General features: G+C 62.1%; 9 protein-coding genes. 3 read left to right on the top strand and 6 right to left on the bottom strand.

The window, feature by feature from the left end:
* Nucleotides 1-148: 148 nt before the first annotated feature.
* Both FJY68_11950 and FJY68_11945 read left to right on the top strand, forming a co-directional pair.
* Nucleotides 149-1,492 (top strand): T9SS type A sorting domain-containing protein, encoded by a 1,344-nt coding sequence (locus FJY68_11950; GenBank protein ID MBM3332539.1) that lies wholly within the window; start codon nt 149-151, stop codon nt 1,490-1,492.
* A gap of 323 nt (nt 1,493-1,815) precedes the next feature.
* Nucleotides 1,816-3,588 carry a hypothetical protein gene (locus FJY68_11945; protein MBM3332538.1) on the top strand — a complete coding sequence of 591 codons (1,773 nt, stop codon included), beginning with the start codon at nt 1,816-1,818 and terminating at the stop codon, nt 3,586-3,588.
* A gap of 299 nt (nt 3,589-3,887) precedes the next feature.
* On the opposite strand, the gene FJY68_11940 is transcribed toward FJY68_11945, so the two are convergent.
* The 3 genes from FJY68_11940 to FJY68_11930 form a co-directional block, all read right to left on the bottom strand.
* Nucleotides 3,888-4,247: a cupin domain-containing protein gene (locus FJY68_11940; GenBank protein ID MBM3332537.1), complete on the bottom strand. Its 360-nt coding sequence runs from the start codon at nt 4,245-4,247 to the stop codon at nt 3,888-3,890.
* A 95-nt stretch (nt 4,248-4,342) separates the two neighbouring features.
* The gene (locus FJY68_11935) at nt 4,343-5,866 is read right to left on the bottom strand and encodes an aromatic amino acid lyase (protein ID MBM3332536.1); all 1,524 of its coding nucleotides are present in this window, start codon (nt 5,864-5,866) and stop codon (nt 4,343-4,345) included.
* Between the two features lie 36 nt (nt 5,867-5,902).
* Complete coding sequence (locus FJY68_11930; protein MBM3332535.1) at nt 5,903-6,613, bottom strand: hypothetical protein; 711 nt, start codon at nt 6,611-6,613, stop codon at nt 5,903-5,905.
* 105 nt (nt 6,614-6,718) lie between these two features.
* On the opposite strand from FJY68_11930, the gene FJY68_11925 reads away from it, so the two are divergent.
* Entirely contained in the window at nt 6,719-7,351 is a 633-nt protein-coding gene (locus tag FJY68_11925) for a DUF4424 domain-containing protein (protein MBM3332534.1), read from the top strand.
* A 52-nt stretch (nt 7,352-7,403) separates the two neighbouring features.
* Here the strand turns inward: FJY68_11925 and FJY68_11920 are convergent, their stop codons facing one another.
* From FJY68_11920 to FJY68_11910, 3 genes are read right to left on the bottom strand one after another with little or no spacing between them, the layout of a single operon-like run.
* A complete protein-coding gene (locus tag FJY68_11920) occupies nt 7,404-8,366 on the bottom strand; it encodes a hypothetical protein (protein MBM3332533.1) in 963 nt (320 codons plus the stop codon).
* 36 nt (nt 8,367-8,402) lie between these two features.
* Nucleotides 8,403-9,410, bottom strand: coding sequence for a carboxypeptidase regulatory-like domain-containing protein (locus tag FJY68_11915; protein ID MBM3332532.1), 1,008 nt, complete (start codon nt 9,408-9,410; stop codon nt 8,403-8,405).
* A 10-nt stretch (nt 9,411-9,420) separates the two neighbouring features.
* A complete protein-coding gene (locus FJY68_11910) occupies nt 9,421-9,795 on the bottom strand; it encodes a hypothetical protein (protein ID MBM3332531.1) in 375 nt (124 codons plus the stop codon).
* Nucleotides 9,796-9,926: the final 131 nt, after the last annotated feature.

Here is a 9,926-nt window from a genome sequence, read left to right as displayed (position 1 = left end):
TTTCATCACCCGCACACGCAGCACATCCAAAGCCGCCGGCGATAGACGCCGAGTATCGTCTTCTCTCATTACTCACAGTATACACCAAACCGACTCCCATGTCAAACATTTTATGCTCTGATTAGTAACCCCGCTCAAGTCCGAGCGGATGATCGCCTACGACGGGACTTCGGACGGCGTGCTGTTTGCCGCCTTCACGGTCCAGAACGGCGACACGGCGAAAATCTACCGCTCGACTGACGGCGGCAACACCTGGGCTTACTGGAATGCCATCTCGCACGCAGGCAACGTCCTGTCCTCGCTCGAGCTCGTCGTCGCCGAGGGTGATTCGGACTTCGTCTTCTTCTTCGTCAAGAGCTCGGCCGGCAATGGCGACATCTACGTGGGCCGATGGGACATTAGCGGCAGCGGCGGCGCCATCTACAACGTGAAGGTCGACAGCGACACGGTAGCGAACGTCTCTGCCTGCCGTGACCTTGATGGCCAGTACTATCTCTACGTCGCGTATGAATCCCGTGCCGGAAACTACAACATGGAGGAAGCACGTTCCACAAACTACGGCAAGACGTGGGCCGCGACCGGGGGTTCGGTAGTGAACAACCAAACCTCGCCCAAACCCGATATCTGTCACGGCAATGGCGGCAACATCTACATAGTCCTGCGCGACTTGCGGCTGTCGAGCACCGACTCGGCGTCGTTCCGCGTGAAACGGAGCACTAACCGGGGCACTTCCTGGCAGGGATCGGAACAGGTCGGCACGCCCGGAGTCACTATCGCCGACCCGGTCGTCGGAGCGAAACACAGTAGCGGCACAGTCTGGCTTGTTCACGCCCGGAACATGACCACTACGACCGGCTGGGACATCTACTGCTACTCCAGTGTCGACAGCGGCCAGAGCTGGAACCTCCGCAACGTCGCCAACACTGACTCTGCCGAACAGATGCCGAGTATCGCCTCCTACCGCGTTTCGGGCGCTGTTACTCTGTGCTACTCCGTGACTCCCGGCGAATCGATCATGTTCACCTGGGCATCGATCGACACCAACTGGACCACGCCGGTTAGAATAAGCGACCACCGGAGCACCGGCGGCTTCGCTCCCCAGGCCGGCTGGATGACCGTCGGCGCCAGCTACTCGTGTGTCCTCTATGCCGGATACACCGCCCTCGGCCTGTATTTCGACGGTTTCAACATGACCGGCGTTGGGGAGAGGCGACCGGTAGCGGATGCAGCAAGACCCGCTGCCCCTGCCGCGCGGCCCAGCCCGGCGCGAAACCGAACGGTCATCAGCTACGGCCTGCCTTCCGCCGGGTGGGCTCGGGTCTCGGTCTCAGACATTGCCGGGCGCGAGGTCGCCATCCTCTCCAGCGGCACTCGCGCTGCCGGGACGCACAGCGCCATCTGGAACTGCGAGGCAGTGCCGGCCGGCGTCTACCTTGTACGGGTCGAGACCAGCACCGGATCGCAGACCGGCCGCGTCATAGTCTCGCACTAGCCTGCCGACCGACATCAAGAAGCAGGGCTTCCCGGCCCTGCTTCGCTTTTGGGGTTCCGTGACAGGCCAAGTGACCGGCCGTGAACCAGATTGCCCCCGGTCTGGGCGGGAAATGCCGGCCCGCTTGCCCGGGAACTCAGCTCAGGTCGTCGGCAACATGCCGATCGACCCGTTGCCAGCAGACCCGTGAAGGGCTTGTTGCTCCTGGAATTGGCTGCCCGCGCCCGCCGATAGAGCTGGCGAGCGCGGGCTCTGAAAAAGCCCATTGACATTTCGGGAACAGGCAGTATAACTGTTCCACCAAGTCTAACCAAGGAGGCAGGATGTATCGTACCGTTCTCGCCGCAGTGCTTGCGCTAGCGGCAAGCGTGGTCGCCCTGGAGTTTCCGGATACCCCGGGCGCCATCTCCTCAGGCCCGCGCGTCGCGAGTCAGCCTGACCGCGACCAAGTCCGGCCTGAAACTCACGGAACGCCAACCACAGCCTATGCGATGCTCGAACAGATGAGCCCGACCGAGCGGAGCAACGCCTGTATCTCGATCGAGTTCGAGAGTTCCGATGCCGAACTCCTTGCGCTCGGCCGCGAGGTCGAGCGGCTGTGGAACGGTGGCCGGTGCGACGAGGCACTGGCACAACTTGCCAATCTCGAAGCCTGCGTCGGACCGGTGGCGGTCGGCAACCTATGGCGCACGCCGGTGCCGACACTTCAACCTGACCTCTGGGAGACCGATGTCCGCATCGGCAACCGGGATACGCTTATGGAATTGGCCTTCGACCAGCAGCTGTCGAGCGGCAATCTGTTTGTGGTTCTCCGCCACGGCACCAAGTCGGCATGGTACCTCAACATGTCGACCGACGGCGGGGCAAACTGGAGCGAGACCTACGTCTGGGGTGGGTATGGCGTCGTGCCGTCAGTCGATGCCGCGGTGCTTGCGAACAACGTGTACGTCGTATACAGCGACTCCGCTGATAACGCCACACAGGTCCGGTTGCGGCGCTTCGACTGCGCCAGTGGCTCGATCGACAGTTTCTCCAACAGCGAAGAATGGGTCACGGCCTGCACGCTGGCCGCCGGCGACTCGGTCAGGGAGTTGTCGCTCGTCTCCAACCAGCACGGCTACAACAACCGGCTGTACATAACCACGCTTGTCAGCGACGGCAGCGTGCTGTTCAGTTGGGACGACACGAGCGCGGTATCGTGGCTAAAGGTCCCGACGGGAATCACCGCTGGCGCGGACTTCGGCCTCGATGCAACCGAGAATCAGGGGTTTGACTCGACGTTTCTTTTCTTCTCCTACTACGACACGAACGACACCCTGAGGATCTATGGCAAGACCGGGGGGAGCCTCACGCGGCGGTATTCTCTATATGTCGGAGGATTTTCGGCCTACAAGACGAGCATCTCCGCGTACAAGGACACCGTCATCTGCGCGTTCAACGACGGCACGTCATCGCCCTACCAGGTCCTCTACAGGATTAACTACAGCGGCAGCCCATCCTGGGGCTTTGGAACCCTGAGCGAACCCGACACGACGGCGGAGTCACCCGGTGTCACCGCCCGCGGCGGTGGCGGACTGGCGGTCGTGTTCCGGCACTACACGCCCACGCGCGAGCTGCGGTTCCGCCAGCGAGTGAACTATGGCCCCGGGCCCTGGACCGACCCCATCTCGATTGCGGATGCTGACCCCTACTGGAACCGGCCGGGAATAGAGTACCTCGGCTCGGGCGTGTTCGGAGTGGCGTACCTAAGGAGGACAAGCCCAGTCGTACGCGGCGCCTTCTTTGACCGGAGCGACTGGCCGACCGGCCTGGCTGAACAGCGGCGCATCATCGTAAGTGAGAACATCCTCAGCGTCACTCCCAACCCGCTTTCGGGCCGCGGCCGGCTCAACTACACGCTCGACCGGCCTGCCGACCTGCGGGTGCAGGTGTGCGACCGCGCGGGCCGCGTCGTAAGAACGCTCTACGCCGGCGGCAGACCGGCGGGCAGGCAGTCGTTCGGGTTCGATGCTACAGGTTTGGTGCCGGGCGTCTACTTCATCCGCGCCGACGCCGACGGTATGGCGCGCACCGTACCGGTGACGGTTGTGAGATAGACCACCGCGACACTGAATTGAAGGGACGGCCATCCGCCGTCCCTTCGCCTTTTGGAGTCCCAGACACTAGATTGAGCCAAAAAGAACCAGGCAGACACAGGCAACCCACGTCCTCACCCTCTTCTTGTCCCGGTGTTCTCGTGGCAAGTCCCTATGTTTGATTCGGGGGAATGGGGAGGGGTGAAGAACCGCCCTTGACCGACGGCGCAAGCGGAGAGATAATCTATACGTTCGACGGGTTAATCGGTGACCCGAGAGAACCTCAGACCGGGCCTGGCAAGCCGGGCCCGGTATTCGTTTCAGAGGATTTGTTCGTCTTCCGGACGCCAGGCGGGGTCAACAATGCAGAGGAACTCGACTTCCTCTCTGCCGGTGTTCTCAAGCCACTGAATCGAGCCGGGCGGAATGTAGACCGCATCACCGGCGTTCACTTCTGCCGCCTCGTCGCCGATGTGCATCACGCCGCTACCCCGAACAAGGTAGTAGACCTCAGCCGTACTCAACCGGTGGGCCTGCGACTGGGCTCCCGGGGAGAGCCGCGCCACGGCGAGCGAGTAGCGAATCGCCGCGGCATCGCGCAAGGGATGCAGCAACTCCCGCAGCCGGGTGCGGTCGCCAGCTTGGATCTCCGCGCAGTCCTTCAGCCGCTTGATGAGCATGAGGCTCTATGCTCCGCACATGACGCGTAACGCCGGAAACAGAACGCCCCACGCGGAAGCTCCGGCGTGGGGCGTCGTGCGCAATGCGTAGTGCGCTAGTTCAGCTTCCCGACCGCGTGCTCGACAGCATCGAGCAACTCGCCCGACTTCACAGCGGCGGTCAGGTTGTTGATGTCTTCCTGCACCGGCCTGTCTTCGACCATCATCTTCACATGCTTGCGCACGAAGCCATAGGCGACCTGCGTGCCCTTGCCCGCCTTCAGCGGCTTCCGGAACTCGACCGCCTGCGCACCAGCCATCAGTTCGATGGCGACGACATACCAGGCGTTATCGAGGATCTGCTTCGTTTTCAGGGCAGCGGTGAATGCCATCGAAACGAAGTCCTCCTGGTCGGCCGCCGCCGGCACCGAGCCGATGGACGCCGGCGCCGACAGGATGCGGTCCTCGCAGACCAGCATGCCCTGCGTGTACTGGGTGAGCATCAGGCCCGAGAACATCCCTGCGCCCTTGGTCAGGAACGCGGGCAGGCCGCAGGAGAGGTTGCGGTTGAGCAGCCGGTTGGTGCGGCGCTCGGAGAGCACCGCGATCATCGTCACGCACTCGCCGGTCAGGTCGAGCGGGAGTCCAAGGGGCGTGCCCTGGAAGTTGGCGCCGGTCAGGTAGGCTTTCTCGTCCGGGAAGAAGAGCGGATTGTCGCCCACGCCGTTCAGCTCAGTCTCGAACATGTAGCGCGCCCACTTGAGCGCGTCCTTGGCGCTGCCGACAACCTGCGGGGTCGAACGTAGCGAGTAGGCATCCTGCACCTTCTTGCCGGGTTGCTTGAGCATCTCCGAGTCGGCAGTCAGGCGCCGGACGTTCTCGGCGCAAGTCACCGCTCCCGGATAGCCGCGCACCTTGTGAATCCGCTCGTCGTAAGCCGCCATGTTGGCGTTGACGACTTCAAGGGTGAGCGCGGCGGCGATTTCCGACACCTTGTAGTAGTGGTCGGCATCATTCAGATGGAGCGCGCCCCAGCCCGCAGTCATGTTCGAGCCATTGATGCAGGCAAGGCCGTCGCGGGCCTCGAACTGGATTGGCTGGACACCCGCCGCCTTCATCGCCTCGGCGCCGCTCATCCGCTTGCCCTGGTAGTACGCCTCACCCTCGCCCAGCAGCACGAGCGCCATCTGGCTCATCGGCGACAAGTCGCCGCACGCGCCGACCGAGCCCTTGTCGTAGACCACCGGCGTCACGCCCTTGTTGAGCATGTCGACCATGCACTCGACCACCTGCAGGCGGATGCCGGAATGGCCGTTGGAAAGCACATTGATACGCGAGCAGATGGCCGCCCGCACCGTCTCCTCGGGCAGGGGCACGCCGCACCCGGCCGAGTGCGAGTAGACGATGTAGCGTTGGAACTGCTCGGTCTGTTCCGGTGTGAGGATAGTCTCGGACAGCTCGCCGATACCGGTCGTGATGCCGTACATCACCGCCCGGGCCTTGACCTTCTCCTCGATGAACCCGCGGCAGTGATTGATGCGGGTCTTGGCCGCCGGAGCCAGCTCGACTTTCTCGCGCCGTCTGGCCACGCGGACCATTTCCTCGATTTTCAGGCTCTTGCCGTCCAGTACTACAGCCATGCGATTACCTCCGTGAAGAACGGAACTTGTTTTCTATTATCTGCGGGGCCCGCCGCGGAACATCCGGCGTTGTCGCGGCGGCGGCCCGGCCCGCTGCGACATCTGCTCAACGTGATCGCCCGGCCAGTACACCTTGCGGCACTTGGGGCAACCCCGAAAGTCGTGATGAATCTGGTAGATGAAGAACGGCACCGACGGCCGCGCCTGCTCGCGGGTCAACTTCTCCAGCGGCACGTTGCACTGCAGGCAGCGGCCGTACGCCGCGATCTTCTCGGCCGGCGGGGAAGCCGGGGGGGCAGGCGCGCGTTCCGGCTGCGGCCGGGGCTGAGCCGGTCTCTCTGGCGCCGTCGCGGCGGGCTCCTCGACCGTGACCGGGATCGCAGGCTTCAAGCCGGCTTCAATCTCGGTCTTGACCTGAGCAACCTGCTCGGGCGCCAGTTGTCCGGGAACGTATATCGTCCCCGGCAGACCCTTCAGCTTGTTCGTGCGGGTCAACAGTATCCGCCCGCTCTGCCGCGCAACCCGGTAGGCAGGCATGCCGCCCAGATTCCGGTCGTACTCAACGTCGTAGCCCAGCAGACGAAGCTCACGCGCCAGCTTGCCGAGCATGACATCGCAAAGGAAGCTGACCGTATCCGGGTTCTTCGGCGGGGCGATTTGGCCGCGTGGACCACGACCTTGCGGTCGATGCCGGCGCGACGGCCTGCGGTTCTCCGACGGTTGTACGGGCTGTTCTTCCGGACTCATCTGGGCACAATGTACCCAAAAAGCCCCGCAAATCAAGGCCGCGCGCCGTCAGGCCACAGACACCGTGCGAATTGACAAGGCCGGCTACCCGGGGATATTCGTTGCATGGCCCGACCTTCTCTGGCGGTGGTATGTTCTCTCCTGGCCTTGACGACTTGTCGCAAACCCGCCCCGGTATCCCCGGTGCACTTCGCTCGGGAGGAGATAACGATGGATGTGAGGCCGGGGACACTTGAGGTGCGCGGGATGTATCACTTCACGTGCTCGGCCAGGGAAGCAATCGTGGCATCGGTCTTCTACCCGTTCCCGCTCGACTCGACCCACATGTACCCAGACTCCATGGAACTTAGAACGCCAAGCGCCGATCGCCAAACGCCAAACGTTCCGGAGCCGGATTCCGAACTTCGGCGCTCGGCACTCGAACCTCGCACTTTCGTCAAGCAGGATTCGGGCGTCGCATTCCGGATGCGGTTCAGGCCCAACGCCGAAGACTCGTTCTTCGCCTACTACCGCCAGCCGCTCAAAGCGAACTCCGCGGCCTACATCGTCACCACGACCCGCAGGTGGAAGCGGCCGATTGACCTCGCGCAGTTCCGTGTGACAGTGCCTGCGAGCTTCAAGGACGTGAAGCTGACCTACAAGCCGGACAGCTTCGCCAAGTCAGACAGCGCGGTTACCTACTACTTCACCCGCAAGAAGTTCTACCCGGACAGAGACGTCACCGTCACTTGGCGCTAGAACGCCAAGTGACAATTCCGAAGTTCGAAGGCCGAATGACGAAGGCCGGATCTCAGTAGAGCACGAACTTCGTGTTGAGAGCCCGTTCCCCGAACAGACAATTGGCGAAGTAGACGCCGCTACTCAGGCTTGGCAGCGCCAGCTCGTTCTGACCCACGACTAGGGCGACCCTCTCAGACATTCTGAGTCGGCCGAGGTCATCGTAGACACTCACCAGCGTCGTGCCTGGCCGACCTGAGTTCAAGACAAGCGTCCGCCCGAGCTGGTGAAGTCCGATAGAGATCGAACTGCCTGTCCCCTCCTCGGACACACCGGCGCGCTCAAGATGAATATCGAGCTCTCGCCCCTCGTTCGCTGCCAGCTCAATCGACTCTGGATACGTGTAGGGCAGGTAGCCGGAGCGTTCGACGGTCACCACAAATCTGCCCGGGCCGGTTGGCTTCAACCCGAAGTAGCCGGCTCCGTAGAGCGAATCTCGGTAGGTTCCGAGTGCGAGCGTACCGTATCCGTACGTAGACTTGACACGTACGATAGCACTGTTGAGCGCGGAGTCTTGATCGCGTACGTGGCCCCAGATACCGCCTCCAGCATCGTCATTCCAGGCGCCGAATGTCGGAGATACGTCAATATAGTAGAAGCCGGCTCGCGAAGCTGATGTTCCTCGCGGAGGAACCCAGGACCTTCCCGGATAGCTGACTTCCCAGTCAAAGGTAGCGTTGCCGTTTGATAAGTGTGTTCTTATGTAGTCCGAATCATCACCGAGACTGAACGTGCCGCCGGTATTCGTGCTATCCAGGACCACCAAGGTGCTCCACGTCTCAAAGCGGACACCGGAGTCCACGATCGCGGTACCGGCATTCGTGACAATCTGGGAGCCGCCGATCTCGAACGGGTATCGGTCTGGGTTCAGTACCGAGCGCAACTCGATTCGCTCAAACCACTGAGGCGCTGTCTGGAACTCACTTACCTCAATGTACTCCATGAACGGGTTGGCGGCCAGAATGCCGATCCACAATGCTGTTAGTGTGAAGTTCCTGGTCAAAGTACCTTCCTACCAGAGGACAGCTTTGGCCATATCGCGGCGGACCTCGCCCTGGACAAGGGCGAAGTAGACGCCCCTACTCAGGCTTGGCAGCGCCAGTTCGTTCTGACCCACGACTAGGGCGACCCTCTCAGACATTCTGAGTCGGCCGAGGTCATCGTAGACACTCACCAGCGTCGTGCCTGGCCGATCTGAGTTCAAGACTAGCGTCCGCCCGCGCTGCCGCAGGGGACCCTGCGGCATTTCCCTACGTCCGACCTCGGTAACGCCTGCCGGGTACATGGTCATGTTGATACTATCCATCCACCCGTTCACTCCGATCGAGACTGATTCGGGATAGTACGCAGGCAGGTATGTCGAGTCGCTGCGAGCGCTAACTTCGTATGTTCCGGGGCCGAGCGGAGACATGACGTAGCGGCCGGTCGAGTCGCATGCCACGCCGCCGTTGCCGTGTGCATTCTGGAGCTGTACCCAGCAGTTCTCTAGTGGCTGGCCGAACCGGTCCAAGACTCGGCCCGTGATGCCGCCCTGACGGTCGTCGTTGGGCGCGCCAAAGGTAGGAGTAGAGTCGAGGTACCAGTCGCCGACCAGGTACTCATAGGGCCAGACACCTTCCCAGTGCGTGTAGATTGAGACCGAGGTACCGGCGGGCGGAGTCCAGCCGTAGCGGCCGTACCAGTAGTGATCTCCGCCGCCTTGCACAGGGTCATCCAGCCATACGTCGTCCGAATCGTCACCCAGCGAGAAAGACCCACTGACGTTCTCGTGACTGATGATCGCGAAGTCAGTCGAGTTCTGCAGCGCCGTGCCGCTGTCGATTGTGGCGAAACCAGCGTTGGTTGTGACATGCCAGCCCGATAGGTCAACCGGGTAAGACCTCGCGTCTGAGTACATGTGGAGTTCGATGCGTTCGAGCGAGTCGGGCGCAACCTGAATCTCGCTCAAGAAGTACTCGACGACCGGGTTCGCCACCGAGATGGCAGCAACCGCAAACAGACAGACCAATGTTGATCTCACTTGTGTCTCCTCACCAGAGGACGACCTTGGCCGTGCCGCGGTGCGTTCCCTTCTGCGCAGTGGCGAAGTAGATGCCGGGCACGAGCGTTGCCGGAAGCTCGACTCTCTTCTCGCCCTTGATGGGACCGAGGTCGTACTTGCCCACGCGGGAGCCCACTTGATTGTATAGCTTCACATTCACCGACGCGACTCCGTCGCCTGACAGCAACAGGGCCCGACCCGACACCCTCATCAGCGGGAGCAACGGCGCAGATTGCGTCTCGGCCACGCCGGACAAGGGGATTACGAGGTCTATGCCGCTGGCTGCACCGGAGTAACCCACGGTCACCGACTCGGGGTATACTCCGGAGTAGACTTGGCCGTTGTAGATACCACCTGCGCTCACCTGATACTAATCAGAGCATAAAATGTTTGACATGGGAGTCGGTTTGGTGTATACTGTGAGTAATGAGAGAAGACGATACTCGGCGTCTATCGCCGGCGGCTTTGGATGTGCTGCGTGTGCGGGTGATGAAA

This window comes from candidate division WOR-3 bacterium (assembly GCA_016867815.1).
Lineage (GTDB): Bacteria > Hydrothermota > Tepidihabitantia > Tepidihabitantales > Tepidihabitantaceae > UBA2258.
The sequence above is the reverse complement of the archived record's forward strand: the minus strand, read 5'-3'. Positions and strand labels throughout refer to the sequence as shown.

Bases quoted from the DNA above. Each gene is read 5' to 3' on its own strand.
- FJY68_11950 (MBM3332539.1), top strand. From the start codon at position 149: ATGATCGCCTACGACGGGACTTCGGACGGCGTGCTGTTTGCCGCCTTC.
- FJY68_11945 (MBM3332538.1), top strand. From the start codon at position 1,816: ATGTATCGTACCGTTCTCGCCGCAGTGCTTGCGCTAGCGGCAAGCGTG.
- FJY68_11940 (MBM3332537.1), bottom strand. From the start codon at position 4,247: ATGCTCATCAAGCGGCTGAAGGACTGCGCGGAGATCCAAGCTGGCGAC.
- FJY68_11935 (MBM3332536.1), bottom strand. From the start codon at position 5,866: ATGGCTGTAGTACTGGACGGCAAGAGCCTGAAAATCGAGGAAATGGTC.
- FJY68_11930 (MBM3332535.1), bottom strand. From the start codon at position 6,613: ATGAGTCCGGAAGAACAGCCCGTACAACCGTCGGAGAACCGCAGGCCG.
- FJY68_11925 (MBM3332534.1), top strand. From the start codon at position 6,719: ATGGCCCGACCTTCTCTGGCGGTGGTATGTTCTCTCCTGGCCTTGACG.